Origin of the sequence: Solibacillus palustris (assembly GCF_022549215.1) — a bacterium.
Taxonomy (GTDB): Bacteria; Bacillota; Bacilli; order Bacillales_A; family Planococcaceae; genus Solibacillus; species Solibacillus daqui.
Genome location: NZ_JAKZFC010000005.1, coordinates 206,189 through 230,582 on the forward strand (window position 1 = coordinate 206,189; position 24,394 = coordinate 230,582).

Genomic DNA, 24,394 nt, shown 5'->3' on the forward strand with positions numbered 1-24,394 from the left:
TAGCAAAATTTACTTCACAGTGAAAAAGCTTTATAATTAAAAGATAAAGCAAGTTTGTGGAGGGGTTCTTTTGTCTAAAATTCATTTGGAATGCGACGCCTATAAGCGCGTAGAAAAAAACTTAACGCTTGAAAATTTTAAGATCAATAAAGAAGTCGCATTGCAAGCAATTGAAATTGTTAACGAAGGAAAATCACTAACAGCAGAAATGATTAAAGAAGTGGTGAATAGTGAAAAAGTATAATTTTGGTGAAGACGAGTCGTATTTACTCGAGCAAAATTTATTGGGCATTGATAATTTCGCTGATTTAGAACTTGCCGAGCAATTTGCATTTACCGTTCGTAGCTTAGAAATTGAGTGCGGTAAATATACGATTGATAGTTTCAACTTAGCGTCATTGATGGCGCTGCACCATTATTTATTTCAAGATATTTATCAATTTGCTGGTGAAATTCGTAAAGTACAACTCATTAAAGGGGATACGCGATTTTGCCAAATGCAATATATATTATCAATGTGTGAGAAACTTTTCACGGAGCTGGCGCAAGAAGGGGAATGGCCCACTGTCGAAATAGCAGCACAGCGCCTAGCATATTACAAATCAGAGCTTAACATTATCCATCCGTTTCGTGAAGGAAATGGCCGCGCAATCCGCTTATTCATTCATGCATATGCGAAAAGTAAGGGATATAATTGGGATTTTGTGAAATTAGAGCGTGACGGTTATATGCAGGCGATGATTGATGCGGTACTTGATACGAATAAGCTACAGAACATTTTTTTGCATACATTACAAAAAGGAGATTTCCCTCAATTTTAGGGAATCTCCTTTTTCTAAGTTGTTAACAAGCACTGTATTGGTTTTAGCTTTACCGAAGCCCGCCGAAAATAAGTAGATTGCAATTGATCCAATTTTGTTTGTAAATTTGCTCAATGTTATTTTACAATAAAAAAGTTGCTATTAGGCAATAGAACCTACTAACATCCTTTTAAATACGGTTGTATATCGTTGTAAGCAAAAAAATGCATTCTTTCGCATTTTTGTACAGTTAAATGTACTTGTAGAAACTCGAAAGTTAGAATCTTCATAATTCGAAATACCTCGTCGTGGGGTTCATAATCTGTATCAGTTAAATAATAGTAATTATACTTCTTCAGCATTGGAGGGTCGATTTCTTCGTGTTGATTTACAAAAATCGTCAATTCATTAAATGCATGTAAAGCTAGAAAATAGCAATATAAAAATGCATGATGGTGTTTGGTGCGATAAGATTGTAATATTGTTTGTAATTGTTCGGGCGTGGAAATTTTTAAGCGGTTTGCTAAATGTTCATCATATGCATGTAAAAAATTTTTCTCGAATTTAATGAATAAGTATTTTTTTACCTGATAGTAGTTAACCCATATATTAAACACCGCGGCTTTTGTATTGTTTTCATTTTGAATATCGGTAGGAAGTGGGGGTAACTCCGGAGAATATTGGTCCCAAAGACGTTCAAATAAAGTCATATAAAACGGATCGATTTCTTGATAGCTACTATAATTTAAAGGCATTCATATTAACCTCTCTGTCATTTGAATAAAGATATAATACCAAAAAAAACCAAAAAAGTATTTAAAAAATATAAAATTTTCTAAAAATTATAATGTGTGAAGGATAGCCTTGTAATTACCAAATCTAACACAACCTTTATATGGTCAGTTGTATATAGAGGCTCATCAATTACAATCCTTTTTGTTAAGATGTTCGACTTTGTGACAAAGTGAAAAGGGAAATTTTAATCCTTATAAGTAGAAATTTGATAAACGATTGGAAATTGACTAAAATCACAGAGGATAGAGTTAGCAAACAGAAGGGAATATTTATATGGAAAAATATGTATTATTACTAGCGATGTTATTATTAGCAGGTTGTGGAGATAAAGAGGAAAAAGGGCCGATGTTTACTGAGAATCAATCTGTCCCATTTGAAATCATAAAATATGAAGAAAAAATTTCACCGATTTATGAATCGCTTGTGCCACATATTGCTTATGCAGAAACAGCAGGGCAGCTAGAGGAATTAAAGGGGCGTTTTAAAGTTGATGGATTTGATATGGACACAGAGAAATTTATGGCTATTTTTATTGTCACATATTCAAATAGCTGTGGAGTAGCGGTGGATGGCGCCTATGAAGATAAAAATAATTTAGCTGTTCAATTATTAGAAAGCGGTGGCGAAAATTGTGATTCAGAAGGTATGCCTCATACATTTGTATTGCAAGTAGATAAAAAGGAATATGAAAAAGTTCAATTGTATAATGGGAATATTATTAAATCGTCAATAGATGTTGATTAGTAATGGTATCACAGGCTAGGGCTAGAATGAACTGAACCCAGTATTTGAACATTTCAATGTTCCAGCAACGGTCAAACGCGGAATCATATGGCAATTGTAACAAATGAAAAAGGAGTCACAATTGGCTTAGTAACAATGGAAGATATTTTATCTGAAATCGTTGGTGAAATTGAAGATGAAGATGATGGTATGATTGCCACAACATAAAAGCAGTAGTCCCCCGAAAAAATTAGGGGGACTGTTTTAATATTGAAATATCGCAAGTTCGCCATGATTTACTTTCACTTTATATTAAAAAATTACTTTCACAAATCGATCTAACAATTTGTCAATTTCATCGCGTTTTGGAATCAGCTCCATCCAATCTTCTGGTACATTAAGCTCGTCATAGTAGATGCCAGCAAGTCCACCAGCAATCGCAGCAACCGTATCGGTATCGCTTCCTAGGTGAACGGCATTGAAAATAGTATCATAGTAACTTGAACTATTGAGCATGCTCCAATATACTGCTTCGAGTGTATGAATGACATAGCCATTACTATTAATATCATCGCGTGTTAACTCATTGATTGAAAAAATACGTTCAAAATTTGGTTTTTCATTTGGATATTCATTTAATAAGGGTAGTAATTGCTTGTTTGCATTTTCAAGGCTTTGTGCAAAAGTCATACCATCCATTAAATGATGTACTACATATGTATAATGCATACAACAAAGCGTCGAACGAATATGGCCATGTGTTAACGTAGCATAATCTTTCACATAGCGTTCCTCGATACTACGCTTATAACTATATAAAGCAATTGGTAAAATACGCATTAAAGCCCCATTTCCATTGCTTTTTTCATCGGTTTTCGCCTGTTCAAAAGGCCCGTTTTTCTCCCAGCGATTTAGAACTTCGGAAATCGTTAAACCAACATCAAATGAAGGTTCATCATTATAAGTCCAGTAGCCACGAAATGCCCAATCACAAAAGGCCTGTTTTAAATCTGCAATAGATGTATCATGTATTAAATGTTCGATTGTAATAAGCGTCATCGCGCTATCGTCTGACCACGTTCCTGCTGGTACATCCCAGCAACCGTAACCAATCATATCATCTACTTTAAATGTATCACGCTCCATAAATTCCATCGGCACACCATATGCATCGCCAATAATAAAGCCCCAAAGCGCACGTTTTCGTTTATTCATTCGTATTCACCTCAATTGACAGTTGTTAGTTTAGTATCAGTGTACCATTAGCTGTTTTTACATTCGATCATTTTTGTATATTATTCGCGTAAACTATTTTAGGAAATTATGATGATGGCAGGAGAGTAAGCTTTAGCGCTCATTGTGGTAATCATTGTATTTGAATTGATTGTTATTGTCGTATAAATCTTTCGACAATTTGAGCTATATTTTTGTAAACTATAATGGGTGATGATGATGAAATTATTAGAACAGTTAGCAGACGCATTTTTAAACGGAGCACAGGATTTTCGATTTGTCTACAATCGTATGACAAAAGAGGTCGATATATTAGAAATGTTGGACAATGATTGGGAAGACGATGACAATTTGGAGCTAGTACCATATAAAGAGTCGCGTGAAATGTATGAAGTAATGGTCGATTTTTCGAATCAGTATGAAGGAGAACTCGAAGAAAAATTATTTCAAGCATTAAATGGTCGTAAACCGTTTCATGCATTTCGAGAAACAGCGAACAGCATAGGAATTATAAATGCGTGGTACGATTATGAGCAAGAATATGTAAAAAAGAAAATGCAAGAATGGCTGGAAAGTTTATAAAAAGGGGGCAGATAAAAATCTGATTTTTTTATCTGCCCCAATTTTTATTGTAGTTTTCGTGCTTTGTCTTCTTTTATTTGGCGCATTAAATGAATGATTAGCATAATGATTCCCACTGTACAAAGGATAAGGCTAACGATGAATAAGATCATCCAAGCTGTTAAATTCAAACCACTTGTGAAAAAAATCGAAACAACTAATAAAATAATGCCGACAAATAATGTTAAGTAACCACTTTTAGAAAGTGACACAACAAACGCCTCCTTAATTGCCATATCATAAAAATAACATAAAATATGCATGATTTCCTATTCAAAGGCATAGGAGATTGTAAGCAATTCAAAAATTAATGCTGTATCGGCATTGTAAAGTAAAAGCGCGAACCCATGTCATTACTATCCGTATAGATTTTTCCATTATTCTGTGTAATTATTTCCTTGCAAATAGCAAGGCCGATGCCGTGCGAATTCAGTATATTTGAATTCGAGGCTCGGAAGTAACTATCGAAAATAAATGATAATTCATGTTTAGGATTCCCGATACCACTATCTTCAATTATATAAACGAGCTCCTCTTCTTCTATCGACATTTTGAGCTGACACGTCTTTTTTCCCACGAAGGTTTTCTACAGAAATATCTTCAAAAATTATCTGTCCCGGTTTTAAAGCGTTAACATGAAACACTTCAAAATTTTTCTTCACTTTAAACAACTCCCTTAAATATTCTCTTACACATAATTCACTTTAAAATAAGTTAAAAAATTATTTTTCTAATAAGAATTAAAATAAGTGAAATTAATAGTCACTTTAATCCTCTTTTAAAATAAATAAATCAAACTAAGATAATGAAAAAGTGATATTTTTAAGGGGAGGTAAGATAATATTGTATTCGATGTTCTATAAATGGCATGGAGACGAAAATGGTAAGAAACGAGGGAAAAGTCATGGTTCAACAACTTAATCAATTTATTCAACGCTATATGCCGATATTAACGCCACTAAGTTTAGTGATTGGCGTGATACTTGAACAAATAGGCAGTCATTTTTTATTTTTAGTTCCAATATTATTTGCAGTTATGACGTTTATTAGTAGTTTGAGTTTGAAATTTCGTGACATTAAAGTATTTAAAATGTACCCCAAAACAATTTTATTTGTTATTGCATTTTTACATATTTTAATGCCGTTATGGGCGTACATAATAGCTGAGCTTATCTTCGATGATTATTTATTAACGATTGGTTTTATACTATCAGTAGCAGTTCCAACAGGAGTTACAAGTGTAATTTGGGTAACGATTAGTAAGGGCAATTTACCATTATGTTTGGCGATTATTTTAATAGATACATTACTTGCGCCAATATTAATGCCGTTACTTTTACACATCGTTGTTGGTGAGACAATTCATATAGAAACAGCAGCGCTCATTATTGATTTAATTTTGATGATTGTTCTGCCGTCGTTTATCGGAATGTTTGTCAATGAATGGACCAAAGGGGAGCTGCAAAAGCGTTATAATCAGCCGTTTGCATTGATTTCAAAACTATGTTTGTTTGGCATTATTATGATTAATAGTAGCGCCATTGCACCATATGTAAAAAATATAAATGCTGAGCTAGCACTTGTTATTGGGACTGTGTTATTCGTTGCGGTGTCAGGTTATTTTCTGGCACTAGCACTTGGAAAGTTGTTTTTAAAATCAAAGGCCGATCAAGCGACATTTATTTTTAATGGTGGGATGCGTAATATTGCGGTAGGTGTTGTTATTGCAACGACATATTTTCCATCCAAAGTAGCGATGCCAGTTGTTTTTGGGATGCTATTTCAACAAGTATTAGCATCCATTTTCTTCAAAATAACACGAACATAACATCGTTCGAATGTTTTATTGTACGTGTATTGAGGAATTTCGAACGAATTTTATAAATTTTTATTCGTATTTAGAGGTAATTGGTTGCGTAAAACCCTTATTTTGAGTGGATTTAAAGAGAGTATTGTTATTGTTGTTTTTGTCCTCCTTAAAAATACAGTTGTGTTAATAGAAAACACAAGCTATTATTGTTATATAGCAAAAATAGAAGTGTTGGAAACGTGAAACTTCAAATCGGTATGAAACTTGTTTTCATATTTTTAAGTTTCAACTGCTTCGCTTCCGACTAGAAGCTTGTAACAACTTAGAATTGCGGAGGAATTTATGAAGAATTTGTTCATCAAATGGAATAGTATTAATTTAGTAAACCGCATTATTGTCGGTATTGTCATCGGTGTTGTTTTGGCATTAACAATTCCAGAAACCGTGAGCGGCATTACGATTCTTGGTACTTTGTTTATTTCAGCTTTAAAGGCAGTAGCACCCATACTTGTATTTGTGTTAGTTATTAATGCGATTGCTTCACATGTTAAAGGCAAGGCTACCAATATGAAAACGGTTTTACTTCTATATGCAGTCGCAACGTTTTTGGCAGGCTTTGTGGCGGTAGTTGTAAGCTATATTTTCCCGACAACACTAACATTAAAAACGGTTGCACAAGATGTCACACCACCAAGCGGAATTTTAGAAGTGTTAGAAACGTTATTATTTAACATCGTTACGAACCCGGTTAGTGCATTGTTAAATGCGAATTATCTTGGCATTTTAGCCTGGGCCGTTGTGTTAGGTATTGCTTTAAAAGGAGCAAATGACTCGACGAAAGCGATGATTACAAACCTATCCGATGCCATAACGAAAATTGTTCAATGGGTAATTAGTTTAGCACCTATTGGTATCATGGGTATTGTATTTGAAGCAATTTCAACAACGGGTATTTCTGCATTAGCAGAATATGGTCGTTTAATTGTAATATTAGTTGCTACAATGTTTTTTGTAGCATTAATTGTGAACCCGCTCATCGTATTTGTCGTGGCACGTCGGAATCCTTATCCATTAGTGTTAACTTCATTAAAAGAAAGTGGTATTACTGCATTTTTCACGCGAAGCTCGGCAGCCAATATTCCAGTAAATATGGCATTGGCTGAAAAATTGAAGCTTAATAAAGACACGTACGCAGTATCGATTCCTCTAGGGGCAACGATAAATATGGCTGGCGCAGCAATCACAATTTCAATTTTAACGATGGCAGCAGCCCATACATTAGGGATTGAAATAGATTTCTTTACGGCTGTTGTTTTAATGGTATTATCCGCTGTTTCGGCAGCAGGTGCTTCTGGTGTAGCTGGCGGTTCATTGCTATTAATCCCATTAGCATGTAGCATATTAGGTATTTCAGATGATATCGCCATGCAAGTGGTTGCGATTGGCTTTATTATCGGTGTAATCCAAGATTCTTGTGAAACAGCACTAAACTCTTCTTCGGATATTGTATTTACCGCAGCAGCAGAATACGCAAACGAGCGTAAAAATAAATAAGTTTTATTTTATGCAAATTCACATTGCCCAAATAAGCAATGTGAATTTTTTTATCGAATTTTCCGTCATTTATTTGTCGAATGGCATTATTTCTTGGGAAATAAAGTACAAATTGTTCGAAAATGACCGTTATATATAGACAGGAAGATTTCCAGTTAGTCGATTTTGGAAGGGGCAATATGTCAATTTTAGATAATTTACGTCAAGTAAAGCGCAAGTTGTTAGATGAAAAACACCCACTTGCAAACGAAACGTGGTGGAGCAATCTACTTTACAAATAGCGATCATTTCGTGTTACGAACTGTGTATTTGAGCATAATTCGACGCTTGGTAAAGGAGGAAGTATGTATATTGCAGGGACAGAGGCAAGCCATATGAAGAAAAGACGAAATGTAAAGCAGCGATGACGCAAGCGGTTGTTATTTTAGGCAGTACAAAAGGTACGACGGAATTTTTGGTAAGTTTGAGCAATGTGAATCGAAGAATTTTATGATTAAGTAAAATGGGGCATGCTAGTATTACTGGCATGCCTTTTATTTTGGGATAGGAAAGCATTAGCTTAATCTCCACCACCACTGTCATCAGAGCAAACATCACCTATAACCTCAGCATCAATATGCAGCATGTCATTAAAATCGAGTGCCGATTCTGGTAAGTCACCAATGGCTTCATTGGACGTATAAATTTGCGCGGCTAAGAGTAACGAGTTGCAGTCGTATTTTTTAATGTTTAACTCACGGCAAATTTCGTCGTGAATTGCATAGAGAGCAGGGAATTGAACTACTTTAAATTTTGCTAACGCCAATAGCGCAATTGTATTGTAATGACAGCGTTCAATCTTTACATCGGATTTGCGAATAAACTGAGAAATTTGCTGTAAGTGTCTATTTGTTTCATCACAAAATGTGCCCGTACCTAAAGTTAATAGCACCGCGCTATTTTTTGTAGTATTTACACGCTCGTAGCCTAATGAAATGAGAGCCTTGTAATAGAGCTCATATGTTTGTACGAGAGTTGCAACATTATTTTCACGTGTCGAAAGCAAAGCTGTTGTCGAGAGCTTAAGTGCGGAATAGGTTAAACTGGGCTGCTGTGCTAATTCGTGAGTGAGAGTTTGTAATTTTTGAATGTCGGCGTCATGCTTCATGTACATAGCTGCTAAGTACGTTTGCTCATTTCGCTTAAAGTGCTTTGTTAGCTGTTTATACATATGTAATGTGTGTACGATTTGCTCAGGAGCTTTGGCGAAATGTACATAGTAATTATGATAGATTTTTTGGCCAGCCCGTGCACTACTATACCATTTCGTATTGGCCTTAATTTGCTGTACAACCTTTTCATAGTCTTCATAGTAAAAAGGGATATTACGCACAGTTAATTTAAGCGCTAATTCTTTTTCAAATGGAGCAGCTTCCGAACCAAAATAAAGGCGGATTTTTTCGACATTATGGAAAAATAATTGTAGTTGCTCGTTCATCACTATCACCTCTTATTTATTTGTACGTATTCAATTAGTGAAAGTTTCACAAAAAAACGATAGGAATGCTCAAAATTAAGTTTGCAAAATACAGCACAATTGGAACGAGTGGTGTATGATAAATAAGTGAAAAATATAACCTTACATGAACAATGTTGAGAGGAACTAAACGTTATGAGCCAACAACCATTTTTACCGATTATCGTAGGTACAGATATTAATGCATACAACATGGCGATATCATTCCATGAAGAATATAAAATCCAGCCCGTGTTAGTAGGAAAGGGTGTACTGCCATTCACAAATTTAAGTACGATACCTCGTGCCATAGAGTACGATAAAAAACTAGGTGACCCAACACAATTTGCAAAAATTTTAATTAGCGTTGCCAAAAAATATGAAGAAGCAGCTGAAAAATTAATTTTAATCGGGACTAACGACTTATATGTACGTCTTATTATTGAAAATCGCAATATTTTAAAAGATTACTTTGTATTTAACTACATTGATGAAGAGTTAATGAATGAAGTTCAATTTAAAGAAAATTTTTATAAACTATGTGAGCAGCACGGCCTCGATTTTCCGACGACTGTTTTTTATAATTGTAAAACAGACGATGAGTTCACAAAAGATATGCTTTATCCGGTAATTATTAAGCCAAGTAATGGGATTGAATATAGCCGTCATCCGTTTGAAGGACAAGAAAAAGTTTTTAAAGTTGAAAACATCACGGAGCTAAACAATGTTGTGAAAATGATTAAAAACAGTGGTTATGCTGACACATTAATCATTCAAGATTACATTCCTGGTGAAGATACAGCGATGTGGGATTCAGTTGTTTATGTAAGCTCAAAAGGCGAAACTCAGCTAGTATCATTTGCACAAGTTGTACTACAAGAGCATACAAAAACAGCCATTGGGAATTATACAGCACTGATTTCTCGCTACAACGAAAATCTAATGACGAAGCTAAGTGGCTTTTTAGAAGCATTGAATTACCGTGGCTTTGGAAACTTTGATTTAAAATTTGATGAGCGCGACGGTAAGTTCAAAGTATTTGAAGTAAATATCCGTCAAGGCCGTTCGAGTTATTATGTAACGGCAATGGGACATAATATGGCGCGTTATTTTGTAGATGATTTAATTTACAATAAAGAGAAGCCGTGCACGTATTTAAAAGGCGATGTATTATTTTCGGTCGTGCCAAAAATCGTACTGAAGAAATTCGTAGCTGATCAAGCTGTTCAAGCGGATATCGCCCGTTTATTAAAAGAAAATAAAATGGTGAACCCTTTATTCTACAAGCAAGACAAGCACCTAAAACGCAAGTTCTATATGTTCATGCGTCAGGTGAATTATTACAAAAAGTATAAAGAAAATGTTTGGTAAATAAAACAAAACGCAATTTCCAGTATTAGGGATGTTGCGTTTTTTCTTTGTTTATAGTCATTGAAAGCATACATTTATTAAAAAATGTTATAGTAAAAGAAAAATGAAATGAGTGATTCTATAATGACAAAGCATACATTTACTTTACAAATTGATTGGCCACAGGGAAGAAATTCAGTAGGTAGCTTATCAGCAGAACGCCTACAAACGCAGATTTCAATTCCACCAGAAATGGATGGTCCAGGTATCGGTACAAACCCTGATGAAATGTTGCTTGGCGCGGCAGCAACGTGCTATATCATCACGTTAGCGGCTATGTATGAACGTGGTCAAATCGATGCAGAATTGGCATTAAAATCAGAAGGAATAGTTGATGTGACAAACGGTGTCTTTACCTATCAAGAAATTCATCATTATGTCACGATAACGCTAAATGATCAATCGGAGCGTGCACAAAAACTAGCAGAGCGCTATGCATTTAAAGCAGAAGAAACTTGTATGATTAGTAAGGCGTTAAAAGGGAATGTAGACATTCAAGTACATATTACGATGAACTAAGGGGGCGAGCTTGTTGAATATTATTTCAGCAGTCATTCAATTAGTAGGCGCTAGCTTTGTAATCTTTTTTATCAGTGGACGATTAATCGGCTCGCAAGTTAGTTTAGTAAAACGTGTACTATCAGTCGTTATAAGTGTTGTTTTTACAACATTTGTATTTTGGTATACGTATTTGCGTGGCTCCGATTATTTTGATTACGGCATCGTAGAGAATGTAGTAAATAGTGCGACGCTACTGTGGCTTGGTAGTATGTTGCTTATTTCAATGCTGTTGTACTTGTTTTTCGAATTATTTGATTCAATCGAGTTAAATGAAAATGGTACACCTGTTGGTAGACGTTCTTATTTCAAAACACTGTTAATATATTGGAAGCGTCAAAAGCGTTTACGCGAAGTTGTCGGCATAGCTGTGAAAAATGGTGTGACGCGTACGGTAAAATATGCGCGTTCTCGTGAAGATGAGCGCGAGTTAGCGAAGGCTTTGCGTGACACACTTGAACAATGTGGTGGGGTATTTATCAAATTTGGTCAAGTACTATCTACAAGAAAAGAGCTTCTATCACCTATTTTTATAGAAGAATTAGAAAAGCTTCAGCAGCATGTAAAGCCATTAACTGAACAGCAAGTTGAACAAATTTTACAAGAAAATTACGGTCAAGATGTAGACCGAGTATTTTCCTATTTTAGCAAAACGCCTTTAGCTTCGGCCTCTATTGGACAGGTGCATAAGGCGGTTTTGAAAGAAGCAAATGAGCCGGTTGTCGTTAAATTACTACGTCCTGAAGTAAAGCATATTATGCATGAGGATTTATCGATTTTAATGGAATTTGCAAGTTGGATTTCGAGTAAATCCGGGTGGGCTGAAAACTTAGGTTTCTATGATTTAGCAAAAGGGTTTAGTTTAGCGCTTAGTGAGGAAATCGATTTTAATATTGAGGCGCGCAATATGGAGCAAATGGCGCTCATTGTGCAAAAAGGTGAAATCAACGTAAAAGTGCCCCAAGTTTTTACGCGCTATAGCAAAAAAAATGTGCTTGTTATGGAGTATATTAAAGGGCAATCAGTTACTGTGGCACATGCATTATTTAACGATAACTGTGTAAATCGCCATGATTTTGCACAAACGCTTCTTTATGCCTTTTTAGAACAGGCACTTGTTTCCGGTATATTTCATGCCGATCCACATCCGGGAAATATTTACATTGAAGAAGATACGGGTCGGGTGGCAATGTTGGATTACGGTGCGGTGGGTCGCTTAGCAATGCAGCAACAAGATGGTCTTAAGTATTTTTTAGTTGGAATTCACCAGGCGGATGCGGCGCTTGTAGTTGACGGCATTAACCTACTTGTCGAAAATGGTGAAGCGGTAAATCGACAAGAAATGGAACAGGCCATTAGCCAAATTTTACTTAGAATTAGTTATGTGTCACGCGTTGAAACGGACGAACTTATATATTCTATTTTCTCGGTCGCCCGTGATTTTGGTCTACATTTCTATCCTGCAGTTAGTATAGCTTTACGCGCAATTGTCACACTAGACGGGACATTATCAACTATTGACCCACGCTTTGAAATTTTTAGAGAAATTAAAGATTTTTCAAATAACTATTTAAAAGCGAGTTTGGCAAAACCATTTAAGCAACCAAAAGAAACGAAGCAATATATCGAAGAAGAGCTTGCGCTACTTTTACCCAATTTACGAAAAATTCCTCGTCGTATTGATCAAATGATAAAAAAAGCAGAAAGCGGCAAAATCATTTTGCATCATGATATTTTCTCGGATAAAACGAATGCAATGTTTGTTACCCAGCTATTTTCACGTTTCGTATTGTTGCTCGTTGGCATTACATTTGGCATTATCTCGGTAGCATTGCTAGCAATTTCGCAGTTTATTCATACCGCCTATGCTGTTTATCTAAATACGGCTGCTTACCTTGGTTTATTTTTATGTGCGATATTACTCGTACGCTTATCAATCCAAGCAATTCGAGATATGAAACGAACAAAATAAAAATTTTTAAGAGACTCGATTTTAGAGTCTCTTTTTTTGTGTGGTATAAAACACTTTACTATAATAGAATATTAAATTGCTAGTGAAATAGTTTGTTAGCACAAAAGCAGGTTAAATTGAAAATAACGTAATAAACCACGTAAAAAATGATTTTTAGAGAGAAAATTTGTTTTTTGTTAAAAAATAAGTGGAAATAAACTATTTTTTGTAGAATAATAAATTCAAGGAAACTATTGATTTGGAAAATTCACAAAGGGTGGGGTAATATGATTCAATTAAACGGCCAAAATTTGTCGATGGAACAAATGGCAAGTATTTTATATAGTAAACAAAAAGTAGCGATTGCAGATGATGCAAAACATAAAGTAGCAAAAAGCCGTGAAGCAGTTGAACGAATTGTACAGCAAGATAAAACGGTGTATGGCATTAATACAGGGTTTGGGAAATTTAGCGATGTAAAAATCGCCGAACAAGAAGTCAGTAAATTGCAGGTGAATTTAATTCGTTCACACGCTTGTGGTTTTGGCGAGCCGTTCCCGATTTTAGTTGCAAAAGCAATGATGGTGTTACGTTTGAATGCGTTGTTAAAAGGATTTTCAGGTATTCGTTTAGAGGTGCTTGAGCGACTATGCTATATGATTAATGAAGATATTATTCCTGTCATTCCACAGCAAGGTTCGCTTGGGGCATCGGGTGATTTAGCACCGCTTTCGCATTTAGTATTGGCATTAATTAGCGAGGGTGAAGTGTTTGTTCAAGGGGAACGTCGACCATCGGGTGAACTATTTGACCAGCTAAATCTTCCAAAAATCGAGCTACAAGCAAAGGAAGGCTTAGCGCTCATTAATGGAACACAAGCAATGACTGCACAAGGGATTGTTAACTATATTGAAGCCGAAAAATTAGCGTACGCAAGTGAATGGATTGCAGCGATGACGATGGAAGCATTGTACGGTATTATTGATGCCTTTCATCCAGCTGTTCATGAGGCGCGTGGAATGCAAGAGCAAATGGATGTTGCTACGCGTATGCGTGATTGGCTTGAAGATAGTGCGCTTATTACACATCAAGGGGATAAGCGTGTACAAGATCCATATTCACTGCGCTGCATTCCTCAAATTCATGGAGCGAGCTGGCAAGTGTTAAATTATGTAAAAGAAAAGCTGGAGCTTGAAATGAACGCAGCAACGGATAATCCATTGATTTTTGAGGATGGCGAACTCATTATTTCAGGTGGGAACTTCCACGGACAACCTATTGCCTTTGCGATGGATTTTTTAAAAATTGGAGTTGCCGAACTTGCAAATGTTTCGGAGCGTCGCATTGAACGTTTAGTGAATCCACAGTTAAACGAAGGATTACCAGCATTTTTAAGTGCCAAACCTGGTTTAGAATCAGGGGCGATGATATTACAATATAGCGCGGCAAGCTTAGTATCAGAAAATAAAACACTTGCACATCCAGCATCGGTTGATTCGATACCTTCTTCAGCAAACCAGGAGGATCATGTTAGTATGGGGACTACGGGTTCACGACATGCGCGTATGATTATCGGAAATGTCCGCAATGTATTGGCGATTGAAGCATTTTGTGCTGCTCAAGCTGTAGAATATCGTGGGGTGGAGCAGATGTCACCAAAGCTACGCGAAAAGTGGGAGCAAATTCGAGAACTTGCTCCAAGTATGACCGAAGACCGAATTTTCAGTCATGATGTCAATCGTATTATCGAAATCTTATTGCCATCAAGGTAAGTGTGTCTATCAGCGTTTTACCTTATTAAGTAGGTGTTAGAAATCTCGACGCAGTTGCGTAAAGGTGCAATTGATCTTGTGGTTTTGCTATAATAAATGTCTAGAAGTTTGAGAGGAAGAATATTTATGACAAAACCACATTTATTAATCGTTGATGGTATGGCACTTCTATTCCGTTCGTTTTTCGCGTCAGCTGCGATGAATCAATTTATACGTTTAGATGATGGCACACCGTCGAACGGCGTACAGGGCTTTGCACGCCATGTATTAACAGCACAAAATATAATGAAACCAACGCATTTAGCAGTTTGTTGGGATATGGGTGCACATACATTCCGCAATGAATTATTCGATGGCTACAAAGCAAATCGCCCAGCTCCGCCAGAAGAAATGCTGCCGCAATTTGATATGGCAAAGGATGTTTCACAAATGATTGGCTGGAAAAATTTCGGAACAAAGGGTTTAGAAGCCGATGATTTAATTGGTTCTATGATAGAAAAATGGAAGGATGCTGCACAAATTACTGTTATTAGTGGTGACCGTGATTTATTGCAGCTGTTAAATCCAACTACTACAATTGCGTTCACGAAAAAGGGTTACACAGAATACGATGTCTACACGGAGGCACGCTTTGTTGATGAATATGGCATTGCACCAAAGCAATTTGCCGACGTAAAAGCATTTATGGGTGATACCAGTGACGGATACCCAGGTGTTAAAGGTATTGGTCCGAAAACCGCTTTACAATTGATTCAAAATCACGGCTCCATTGACGGGGTATTAGCAGCACTATCGACATTAAAGCCGGGGCAACGAATTAAAATTAGTGAAAATGAAGACATGCTTCGCTTATCATACCAATTAGCAACAATTAACTGCGCAGCGCCAATTGATGCAGAGCTTGATGAGTTACGTTTAGATGCATACACACCAGCGCTATTTAATTCTGTAGAACAAAAGGGCTATCGTTTAATTGCAAAACATGCGCGGTCGATAAAATAAATAGTGGTAAAAAACATACACCGTCTCTTTGTGAAGAAACGGTGTATGTTTTTACGTTCATTATTATTCTTATCCTAACCCCGTAGGCGTTTTACTTTTCATTTGAAATGATACGTTCACCATTCATTTTTACAACTTCAACGTCAATCGAGCGAATGGAATTTTCATTTAACGGTACAGTCCCATCTGCTTGGAATTTTTTCCAAGCCTTATTGTGTTTTCGATACACTACTTCGGATAGACGAAAAACATCCACGCCCATTTCTAATGCTGCTTTATAGGTCGCTTCAATTTCTTTTTTTATCGCCTCTTCAATTTTATCTTTTACTTGATCCATTTTTTCCTGATTCTCAGATTCTATCGCTTTAACAACACATTTTACCTCCAATTCAAAGTGTATCGAATCTTCGTTGATGATTGGACGAATAGTTGGTTTAACGGATTCTATGATATTTGTTATATAAGGTTCTGAAAAACCATCTATTTTAATTGTTACTTGACCACGCGTGGTTTTTTCGTTCATCCATTGGAGTCCTTTTACATCGTCGCCTTTTAATTGCCCCATATAACCGTCCTTATAGGTAATTAAGGCAACAGATTTAATAGAGTATTTGCTATCTGGACCCTTATCTGTTGACCAGCTGTCACTTAGTTCGATGAACGGAATAATGGCCGAATGGCTCGGTTCATCAGTATCAATCAAAAGTTCACGGAAATTTATCGGTTGAATAAACGATGATTGTGTCAGCGAGTTGGTTGGATCTGCTATCTTTGATAATGTAATGGCTTTATTATTAATTGGTGTTGTAAGCAAAATTTCTTCTAATGGGGCATCCGTAACATATGTCCAAGTCGTATAGCGCAATTCCTTATAGCGAATAAAGGCATTGACAACTGCCTTTCCTTTTTCTTGTTTTAAAGCTTCGTCGGAAAATACTATATATTCAAGTTGTCCTAAAAAAAGTCTTTCATCCAGAATCTTATATAAGTTGAAAAAAACCTCATTAAAATTTCGCCCTCTTGCTACACCGACTTCTGCTTGACTCGCTTCAGGATTTGGTTGATCTGATTTGGCGATATTCGTAAAATCAATAATTTGGGCATACATGATATATTCATCATCTTTAAAATCAATTCCGAGACTGAAAAGATAATACATTCGCTCCGGTTGAGTTGTATCCCAGCAGCCTGCAAGTAAAAGAAGGAATGGGAGAAATAGAAGTTTTTTCATTACTCTTTCTCCCTCGTTTTATCTTGAAGATTTTTTGTTGCTGTCCTTTTTTTATAGGATGACATAGGAGGGCGGAATAGCGTTACTTTCAAATTCGACCAAGAAAGATCAGCTGTAAAGTAAAGGTAAGGAACGCCATACACGCGCAAGTTGGCTAAATAAAGCACGAACAAATAAAGCGATAAAAATAAGCCAAATAAGCCGAATACAGAGGTCATAAGAATATTCAAAATGCGCATAATACTTACTGTAGTAACGAGCGATTGATTTACAAGAGTAAATCCTGCGATTGTTGAAATGGCAATAACGACAATCATTGCAGGGCTTGTTATTCCTGAACGTATTGCAGCATCTCCGATAATAAGTCCTCCAACGACACTAATCGTCCCACCGAGGGTACTTGGCAAACGTAATCCGGCTTCTCGAAATAGCTCAAACATGAGTAACATACCGAGCATTTCCAACGCCGTTGGAAGCGGTAACCCAGTATTTGCTTGAACGATTGTCGCAAGTAACGGGAATGGTAATTGTTCTTGATGAAATGTCGTTAAAGCAAGCCAAAATGCAGGTAAAAATAATGCGATAAGAATACTTAAAATTCGTAAAATTCTCTCTATTGAGCTTGTAACCGCTGGGTGATCAAAATCTTCACCTGATTTTAATAGCAAAAACAAATTGACGGGAGTAATTACCGCATATGAAATGCCATCAACGAGAATAACAAAGCGTCCTGCTGATAATGCCATTACAGCAAAATCCGGTCGACCAGTCGTATCGTTTAGCGGTAAAAAATAGGACCGTTTATTAAAACGTTCCATAAGTGATTCACTGCTTATAAGAACATCAGTAGAAACAGACTCCAAATCCTGCTTTAGTTCTTTTAGTATCGTTAAATCTGCTATATCTTGAAAATAAAGAATGGCAAGCTTCGTTTTCGAGCGTTCCCCAATGGATAGCTTTTCAACGGCAAGAGAATCAGTAGGTAGTCGCTTACGAATCAGTGCAATATTAATTGATAAATCTTCAATAAAATTGTCTCGAGGCCCTTTTATTTGTACCTCTAATTTCGTTTCTTCTGGACTTCGATTAGGCTTTTTTTCAATATTACTTGATAATAGTATTTGAAGCTTTTCCACATAAATAAGGACAAAGCCACCAAATACATTCGTTGTGGCATCGTTTAAATCTGTGATTTGTTGTAAATCAGGAAGGTATAAATTTTGGAAAAGCATATTTTCAGTTAACGGTTTATCGGAGTCACTACAAATCGACTGAAGTCTAGGTACAATAATTTCATTTAGTGAGTATTTGTCAATCATCGCATCGCATGTAATAAGTGTTACTTTGCTTGTTTGAAAGGAATACGTTTGAAAATGAACATCCTCACAATGTTTAAAGTGCTCTTTTAACGAAATCGTATCAATTTGATGCATCGCTTTCCACCTTACTGTTTGTTCTCTTTCGTAAAAGAAACAGCAATAAAAACGCTAATATGAAAAAGAACAAAGCTGTACTTATTAAAAAATACTTCCCTTTAATCTCGATAAATATACTGTCATTTATCAAAAATAGCGGCAATGTTAAAAAAATAAATGCTGGTGCAACGATTTCCCAAATTTTTTTTTTCTTCCCTGTCATCCCTAATAGCTCAATGGCGATATATAATAAAAAGCCGACGCGTATAAACGTACCTGTTAACCATTGATAAATAGAGAAGAAGTCTAAATGCGATACATAGTTACCAATTTTAGCAATTCTCCATTCTTCAAAGGCAGGATAACGTTGTCTAGCAGCTTCTGTAGGACCGAATTCTGTAATTGCACCTATTAGTGGACCAAGCGTTAAGCCAACGAGAATGAAAAGAATAATGAGTAGGTGCGTAAATTTTAATTTTTTCGTAAAATGCTGTTGAATAAACAAAAGCAAAAGAATTTCAAAAAAGCCGGAAGCAGGATATACGACCGTTTTTATGATGGGGGAATAGCCATGCTCGAAAAATGGACGCAGTAATGAATGGTCTTTTACTTGTAAGTTGACAAACGCAACGAAAAAGCCCAATACAACGACACCAAATAGGACGATAATATTCGCCATCGTAATACTTAACACGGACGACGTGGCTAATAAAAGGCAAACAACTGAAAAAAGGAAAAATAGTAGGAGAACGGGTGTTTCAATTAAGAAGGTTGTCGACACCCATTGTAAAGTTTCACGCATTGTAAATGCAGCCATTAATATTAAATAAAAAACAATTACATAAATCACTACGTTTCCGAATTTAGGGTAATTTGTAAGCAAACGAGTACGAACGGAATCCGAATGTAGCTGTTTTTGAAGTAGAAAAAATACATAAAGCCAGGGAACGGTGATAAGAGCTGACAAAATGATTGACATCCATGAATCGCGCTCAGCTCCACTTAATAAAGAGGGAATGATTGTTACGTGATTTTTCAAGCCAATCACCGTCATCGATAAAAAAACAATATGAAGAATACTAATTTTACCTTTAGATTTCATAGAAAATTCCTCGCACTTTTTCTCTATTGAATGATTATTAGGTGGAAAAGAATATGTACTTACCTTAACTTAAGATAAGCACTCTCTTCCTAGCACAAAGTATTGCCAAAAATAGAGTGGTTATACAATTTTGAGGATGTTAGTATCAGATACTATATTTCTTATAAAGTGAAATTTCAATCAGTCGGATTTTACTTAATCGAAGGGAATAATATTTATTTTGGAAAATACAAAAAGCGCTAGCTCGGGCTAACGCTTTATCGGTTCAATTTTAACAAAGTTTAATACTTTACGATTATCATCAAATTTAAAGGAGCGCACTTGGCTATCGCGATTACGACCACCATTATCATGGATTGTTAAGTACAATTCACTGTCTTTGATATCGTAGCCAATAAGTGGAACCCAATGGTATTTATAAAGCGGCTTATTTTTAGTTAGAAACTGCCATGAAAAATAGACATCAAAGCGCATCGCTACAGGATTGCCTTCACGTAACTGCTCAATTGCTTGCGTTATTGTACATTCTTCCACACACCAATCATCACCAAGCAGCTTGCGCAAATTGCGGATTAGACGCCACTTAAATAATCCGATTTTTGTACCGCCAAGTAGTTTATACAATTCGTTAATATCATGTGGTAGCACCTTTTCGTCATTTTGACATAAATAATTTAAAATCACGTGTGCTGTAGTTGGTCCGCATGCAGAGTTTTGGAATTCAGTCCGAATATCTGCACTATATTGTGATTTTCCTGTGATATTTAGTAGGATTTTCATGCTACAACCTCCCAGTTATTATAAAGTAATAATATACCTAAATAAAATATATTGGGCCCTTTTGAAACTATTTCAAGTAGTGTGCCGTCTAACGGTAAATTCATTTGTAAGGTGGTGACAAAATGCAGCTAGAGCAATTGATCCGAGCGCATGGTGAAGAATTATTACGCCTTGCTTATACATATGTGAAGAATAACGAAGCAGCTGAGGATATTGTACAAGACGTCTTACTAAAAGCCTTTGAGCAGCAGGGACAATTTCGTGGTGAAGCAAGTTACCGCACGTATTTATATCGCATGACAATAAACCGTAGCTATGATTATTTACGCAGTTGGAGCCATAAAAATACCATTTTCACTGAAAAAATCCAACAATTTTTTAAAGGCACGAAATCAGCGGAGCAGGAAGTACTTGTATTAACAGAAAATCGGGCATTAGGTAAGGCGGTGCTCAATTTACCGATTAAATACCGTGAAATCATCATCTTATATTATTACAAAGAACTTAAAATCGATGAAATTGCCGAGATGTTATCGTGTTCAGACAATACGGTGAAAACGAGGCTAAGGCGCGGACGGGAAAAACTAAAGCAAACGCTAGAAGGAGGTGCGTGGGATGACGAAATCTCAAATGAAACAGGCCATTGACGAAGCAATTAGTAACGGACCGATGATGAACGAGAACTTTGTGCAAAAAATACTGAACGATAAAAAACGTCCGAAAAAAACAATTCCTTTTTTACAACCAGCACTTGTAGTAGTAATGATGCTTGTGATTGGTACGTTGCTTTATTTTAGTCCTTCACAAACGAAGCAATCTGCAGTAGAAATTAAAGAGTATAGTTTAACAGACACACAAGCCAAGCTCGTAGAAGGCTTTTATACTGCCATTGCCATGAAGGATGAAAAGGCGCTGGCAAAAGTGGCAACAATGAGCAACGAAGAAGTCATCAATCGTTATAAAGCGTTTGACTTAACGAAACAAATAGAAGTGATTAAAACAATTGATGATGAAAAAGAGCTAATGCTTTATATAAAATTACGAGGTGCGACGTATTCGTATTTAGAAAAGCTGGTACTAGATAAGGAAAGCGAAAAATTCATCATAAGTGATGCGTATGAGTTTCTTTTTTACGAGGAAGACATTGAGCTCCCAAAATCAATTGCTCTAACTTATCAAGATGCACCTATTGCGACACCTATGAAAACTACACCATGGAAGCTTGATAAGGCCGAACAACAAACAATCAATGGCAACACACTGTATCAAATTGAAACAAAAGAAGGCATGCAGCGAATATTTGAATCGTTTTCTGGTGAGCGCTTTGATTTAGGGATCGCAAGTGAGGGGATTTCTTATTTTAATTCCGGCGAAAGTAATCAATTTTTTATCATTGATACCTTAACGAAGCAGATGACGTATATTTACTTGAATCAGCAAGGAACTTATCAAATGATCACGGGTGAACTGGATTGGCAAAGTATCACGCAATATCAAACCGAGTTTCATGATGCACCGTTTATAGTAACGGGTGGCACACAACCAAAAATTATGACGATTCAAAATGATAAGCTTATTTATGCAAATATTTTTGCGAATGCTGAATTTGTACAGCCACTTGAATTTTATAGTTCAGAAAGCTATGGCGATTCATTACTTGTAAAATATACAGAGGATTTGCGGCAAACATCTCAGTATTTCGAACTAAAGTCGATGAATCTCTATGAGGATTATAGGTTGCGAGACATGTTGATAGCAAAGCCAGAGCATTTTAAAGATATGTCATTAACTAATCGTTATAAGGATCAACTGATTTATATTTTTAATGAGGGCACGATTTATTACAGAGGTAAAACGAGTACAGGCGAATTAATTGAAAAAACGTACACAAATATTCAAATCGAAACAATGGACAATCAATATTTTATTACAGGTGATGACGGCTTTAGCTGGACATTAACACGCACCGCACCACGCATTTTGCAGGATGAAAAAGGCATTGAATATACAATACCTATTGCGTTTGAGGATATACCTCAGAATTAATGATTGAAATCGAATATGACGATGGTAAAAAAGAAAAGTTACAGTTATGGTTAAATGAAGAAAGTCAAACAAGCTTTGTGAAGAAAATCGATACGCTGAATAAATTTGAGAGCCTGTTTACCATTCCTGACGAGCTGGCCAATCATTTCCGACAATTAGTTGAGCAAATTGAGGAAATCGACAACTCCAAATAAAAACGAAACCTACCTCCAAATTCGGGGTAGGTTTCGCATTTTTACAATCTGTTATATAAGCATACTTAAGAAAATTTTGGTGTTTGTATCTTTTTCCACATAAATGTGAAAATAATCGTTCCTATTAAAATTATTAGGCCAGCAATAAATGGATACAAAATTTGAATATCATATAATGCACCCGCAAGAAGTGGTCCTAAAATGTTACCAATACTCATATATGCATTGTTCATGCCCATCGCAAAGCCCTGTTCATTGCCCGCTAATTTTGAAATAAGTGTCGTGAGAACGGGACGTAAAATCGATGTTGCGAGGAAAATTAATAATGAAATGGCAAAAAATAAATTGTAGCTATTGGCGATAATCGATAGTGAGAAGCCAATTGCTGTGACGATTAAAAAAAGTTTTAAGACATTTAATTCGCCCATTACTTTGACAATCCAATCGACAACAAACAGCTGCATAATGACACCTACTAAGCCAGTAGCCGTCACCATAAACGCAATTTCTTGAGGCGTTGCACCAAATTGATCATTCACATAAAGGCCAAGTACCGTTTCATATGCCATTAAGCCGAAGCTCATTATTAACGTAATAATCAATGGAATAAAGAATGGCTTTTTCACAGATAAAAGAATGTCTTTTACCATAGATGAATCTGGTTGCGCCTCGATATCCACTTTTTCTAATTGGCTTTCCTTTAATGTAAAGAAAGAGACGACAAACGCTAAAAGTCCTACAATTGCCGAAACTAATAAAGGAGTTTTCAGTCCATAATCAGCTAAAAAACCACCGATACCAGGACCAATCACAATGCCTAAAGACATCGCAGCAGAAATAAAACTATTCCCCTTTGCACGCTGGTCCATTGTTGTAATATCGGCTACATATGCATAAATTGCTGGAATTAAAAACGCACAGCCAATCCCACCAATCGCGCGTGATACATACAGTAACGCAACTGAATCAGCAAAATAAAAGATAAACATCGAGATTGCTAATGTTAAAAGTCCGATATTAATGAGCGGGCGGCGACCATATTTGTCGGTCCATTTCCCACCAATAGGTGATACTAAAAACTGAGCGAATGCGAAAATCGCAATAATTAGCCCTGCAGCCGTCCCACCTTGGCCAAGTTCTTTTAAATAGGCAGGGATAATCGGAATAATTATCCCAAAGCTTCCTACTGCAATAAACATATTGAGCATAAGAAGCGCTAATTTTTTTCGTTGATCTGAAGTCATTGTTGTTCCTTTCATCTTACAAATTTGCATGTAGACCATTGTAATATGGAATTTGAATGAACACAAATACTATTAGGAAGTAAAAACGAACGAAGCCAATAGATGCTTCGTTCGTTTCAAATTATGCTTGTGCGTTTAAGAACTCTTCAACTTGTGCAGGTGATTTTGCATTAGCGCTATGTAAGTGAGCTAATTTTTCACCGTTTTTGAAGATTAATAATGATGGAATCCCCATGACTTGATATTTCTCAGCTAAATCTGGGAAGTTATCACGGTTAATTGAGTACCAGTCATATTGGTTGTATTCTTCAATAATTGGATCGATAAACATATCCATACGCGTACAGTCTGGGCACCAGCCAGCGAAGAACTTAATGATGACGGCTTTGTCTGTCCCTGTTAGTTCTGTGAATTGTTCAATTGTTGTAATTTCTTGCATTTGTTTCACGCTCCTTTAAGCTCATTGTACACGAAATTAGACGATTACGAAAAGTAATTAAACTTTAACAATGAATAAAAATAGAACTGTAATTTTTCGATTTATTGGTTTAATCGTAAATTGCAATTCGACGATATTTGAAAAAGAAAAATATTATTTGAATCTATTTTGAGCGAAATAGATTTTTCTAAAAATTTCAAGAAAATTATTGCGCAAATT

General features: G+C 36.1%; 26 protein-coding genes and 1 pseudogene. 15 read left to right on the forward strand and 12 right to left on the reverse strand.

Annotated elements, in window-relative coordinates; genetic code table 11:
* Nucleotides 1-70 precede the first annotated feature (70 nt).
* Nucleotides 71-244 carry a hypothetical protein gene (locus LZ480_RS13900; protein ID WP_241370132.1) on the forward strand — a complete coding sequence of 58 codons (174 nt, stop codon included), beginning with the start codon at nt 71-73 and terminating at the stop codon, nt 242-244.
* Entirely contained in the window at nt 231-821 is a 591-nt protein-coding gene (locus LZ480_RS13905) for a Fic/DOC family protein (protein WP_241370133.1), read from the forward strand. Before LZ480_RS13900 ends, LZ480_RS13905 begins: the two co-directional genes overlap by 14 nt.
* A 158-nt stretch (nt 822-979) precedes the next feature.
* On the opposite strand, the gene LZ480_RS13910 is transcribed toward LZ480_RS13905, so the two are convergent.
* Nucleotides 980-1,555: a hypothetical protein gene (locus LZ480_RS13910; protein WP_241370134.1), complete on the reverse strand. Its 576-nt coding sequence runs from the start codon at nt 1,553-1,555 to the stop codon at nt 980-982.
* Nucleotides 1,556-1,868: 313 nt separating this feature from the next.
* Here LZ480_RS13910 and LZ480_RS13915 point away from each other — a divergent pair, with 313 nt between their 5' ends.
* Entirely contained in the window at nt 1,869-2,339 is a 471-nt protein-coding gene (locus LZ480_RS13915; RefSeq protein WP_241370135.1) for a Fe-S oxidoreductase, read from the forward strand.
* A gap of 72 nt (nt 2,340-2,411) precedes the next feature.
* A pseudogene (locus tag LZ480_RS13920) lies at nt 2,412-2,546 on the forward strand (transporter associated domain protein); the annotation flags it as partial.
* Nucleotides 2,547-2,630: 84 nt separating this feature from the next.
* Here the strand turns inward: LZ480_RS13920 and LZ480_RS13925 are convergent.
* On the reverse strand, nt 2,631-3,533 hold the full coding sequence (locus tag LZ480_RS13925) for an ADP-ribosylglycohydrolase family protein (protein ID WP_241370136.1): 903 nt from the start codon (nt 3,531-3,533) through the stop codon (nt 2,631-2,633).
* A gap of 237 nt (nt 3,534-3,770) precedes the next feature.
* On the opposite strand from LZ480_RS13925, the gene LZ480_RS13930 reads away from it, so the two are divergent.
* Nucleotides 3,771-4,133, forward strand: coding sequence for a UPF0158 family protein (locus tag LZ480_RS13930; protein ID WP_241370137.1), 363 nt, complete (start codon nt 3,771-3,773; stop codon nt 4,131-4,133).
* A 44-nt stretch (nt 4,134-4,177) separates the two neighbouring features.
* Here LZ480_RS13930 and LZ480_RS13935 read toward each other — a convergent pair whose 3' ends face one another.
* The 3 genes from LZ480_RS13935 to LZ480_RS13940 form a co-directional block, all read right to left on the reverse strand.
* A complete protein-coding gene (locus LZ480_RS13935; protein ID WP_241370138.1) occupies nt 4,178-4,384 on the reverse strand; it encodes a hypothetical protein in 207 nt (68 codons plus the stop codon).
* Nucleotides 4,385-4,479: 95 nt separating this feature from the next.
* On the reverse strand, nt 4,480-4,722 hold the full coding sequence (locus LZ480_RS20110; protein WP_408641621.1) for a sensor histidine kinase: 243 nt from the start codon (nt 4,720-4,722) through the stop codon (nt 4,480-4,482).
* Nucleotides 4,685-4,834, reverse strand: coding sequence for a hypothetical protein (locus tag LZ480_RS13940; RefSeq protein WP_241370139.1), 150 nt, complete (start codon nt 4,832-4,834; stop codon nt 4,685-4,687). Before LZ480_RS13940 ends, LZ480_RS20110 begins: the two co-directional genes overlap by 38 nt.
* 242 nt (nt 4,835-5,076) lie before the next feature.
* On the opposite strand from LZ480_RS13940, the gene LZ480_RS13945 reads away from it, so the two are divergent.
* The gene (locus LZ480_RS13945) at nt 5,077-6,000 is read left to right on the forward strand and encodes a bile acid:sodium symporter family protein (RefSeq protein ID WP_241370140.1); all 924 of its coding nucleotides are present in this window, start codon (nt 5,077-5,079) and stop codon (nt 5,998-6,000) included.
* A 324-nt stretch (nt 6,001-6,324) separates the two neighbouring features.
* Entirely contained in the window at nt 6,325-7,536 is a 1,212-nt protein-coding gene (sstT, locus tag LZ480_RS13950; RefSeq protein ID WP_241370141.1) for a serine/threonine transporter SstT, read from the forward strand.
* A 559-nt stretch (nt 7,537-8,095) separates the two neighbouring features.
* Here sstT and LZ480_RS13955 read toward each other — a convergent pair.
* Entirely contained in the window at nt 8,096-9,013 is a 918-nt protein-coding gene (locus LZ480_RS13955; protein WP_241370142.1) for a DUF4003 family protein, read from the reverse strand.
* A gap of 174 nt (nt 9,014-9,187) precedes the next feature.
* Here LZ480_RS13955 and LZ480_RS13960 point away from each other — a divergent pair, with 174 nt between their 5' ends.
* From LZ480_RS13960 to LZ480_RS13980, 5 genes are all read left to right on the forward strand, one after another.
* Entirely contained in the window at nt 9,188-10,402 is a 1,215-nt protein-coding gene (locus LZ480_RS13960) for a carboxylate--amine ligase (RefSeq protein ID WP_241370143.1), read from the forward strand.
* 123 nt (nt 10,403-10,525) lie between these two features.
* On the forward strand, nt 10,526-10,960 hold the full coding sequence (locus LZ480_RS13965; RefSeq protein ID WP_241370144.1) for an SACOL1771 family peroxiredoxin: 435 nt from the start codon (nt 10,526-10,528) through the stop codon (nt 10,958-10,960).
* Between the two features lie 13 nt (nt 10,961-10,973).
* On the forward strand, nt 10,974-12,971 hold the full coding sequence (locus tag LZ480_RS13970; RefSeq protein WP_241370145.1) for an ABC1 kinase family protein: 1,998 nt from the start codon (nt 10,974-10,976) through the stop codon (nt 12,969-12,971).
* Between the two features lie 266 nt (nt 12,972-13,237).
* Nucleotides 13,238-14,722: a histidine ammonia-lyase gene (gene hutH / locus LZ480_RS13975; RefSeq protein ID WP_241370146.1), complete on the forward strand. Its 1,485-nt coding sequence runs from the start codon at nt 13,238-13,240 to the stop codon at nt 14,720-14,722.
* A 126-nt stretch (nt 14,723-14,848) separates the two neighbouring features.
* Nucleotides 14,849-15,724 (forward strand): 5'-3' exonuclease, encoded by an 876-nt coding sequence (locus LZ480_RS13980; RefSeq protein ID WP_241370147.1) that lies wholly within the window; start codon nt 14,849-14,851, stop codon nt 15,722-15,724.
* 91 nt (nt 15,725-15,815) lie between these two features.
* Here LZ480_RS13980 and LZ480_RS13985 read toward each other — a convergent pair whose 3' ends face one another.
* The 4 genes from LZ480_RS13985 to LZ480_RS14000 form a co-directional block, all read right to left on the reverse strand.
* Nucleotides 15,816-16,955, reverse strand: a complete 1,140-nt coding sequence (locus tag LZ480_RS13985) for a Ger(x)C family spore germination protein (protein ID WP_241370148.1) — start codon at nt 16,953-16,955, stop codon at nt 15,816-15,818.
* Nucleotides 16,955-18,388, reverse strand: coding sequence for a spore germination protein (locus LZ480_RS13990; RefSeq protein ID WP_241370149.1), 1,434 nt, complete (start codon nt 18,386-18,388; stop codon nt 16,955-16,957). Before LZ480_RS13990 ends, LZ480_RS13985 begins: the two co-directional genes overlap by 1 nt.
* Complete coding sequence (locus LZ480_RS13995) at nt 18,375-19,472, reverse strand: endospore germination permease (protein ID WP_241370150.1); 1,098 nt, start codon at nt 19,470-19,472, stop codon at nt 18,375-18,377. The genes LZ480_RS13990 and LZ480_RS13995 overlap by 14 nt, the downstream gene beginning before the upstream one ends.
* Nucleotides 19,473-19,721: 249 nt before the next feature.
* Nucleotides 19,722-20,252, reverse strand: a complete 531-nt coding sequence (locus LZ480_RS14000; RefSeq protein ID WP_241370151.1) for a C39 family peptidase — start codon at nt 20,250-20,252, stop codon at nt 19,722-19,724.
* Nucleotides 20,253-20,374: 122 nt separating this feature from the next.
* Between LZ480_RS14000 and LZ480_RS14005 the strand changes: the two genes are divergently transcribed.
* From LZ480_RS14005 to LZ480_RS14015, 3 genes are read left to right on the forward strand one after another with little or no spacing between them, the layout of a single operon-like run.
* Nucleotides 20,375-20,899: a sigma-70 family RNA polymerase sigma factor gene (locus tag LZ480_RS14005; RefSeq protein WP_241370152.1), complete on the forward strand. Its 525-nt coding sequence runs from the start codon at nt 20,375-20,377 to the stop codon at nt 20,897-20,899.
* A complete protein-coding gene (locus LZ480_RS14010) occupies nt 20,868-22,298 on the forward strand; it encodes a hypothetical protein (protein ID WP_241370153.1) in 1,431 nt (476 codons plus the stop codon). Before LZ480_RS14005 ends, LZ480_RS14010 begins: the two co-directional genes overlap by 32 nt.
* Complete coding sequence (locus tag LZ480_RS14015; RefSeq protein WP_241370154.1) at nt 22,298-22,492, forward strand: hypothetical protein; 195 nt, start codon at nt 22,298-22,300, stop codon at nt 22,490-22,492. The genes LZ480_RS14010 and LZ480_RS14015 overlap by 1 nt, the downstream gene beginning before the upstream one ends.
* A 65-nt stretch (nt 22,493-22,557) precedes the next feature.
* On the opposite strand, the gene LZ480_RS14020 is transcribed toward LZ480_RS14015, so the two are convergent.
* Both LZ480_RS14020 and LZ480_RS14025 read right to left on the reverse strand, forming a co-directional pair.
* Nucleotides 22,558-23,736: an MFS transporter gene (locus LZ480_RS14020; RefSeq protein ID WP_241370155.1), complete on the reverse strand. Its 1,179-nt coding sequence runs from the start codon at nt 23,734-23,736 to the stop codon at nt 22,558-22,560.
* A 121-nt stretch (nt 23,737-23,857) separates the two neighbouring features.
* On the reverse strand, nt 23,858-24,175 hold the full coding sequence (locus LZ480_RS14025) for a thioredoxin family protein (protein ID WP_241370156.1): 318 nt from the start codon (nt 24,173-24,175) through the stop codon (nt 23,858-23,860).
* Nucleotides 24,176-24,394: the final 219 nt, after the last annotated feature.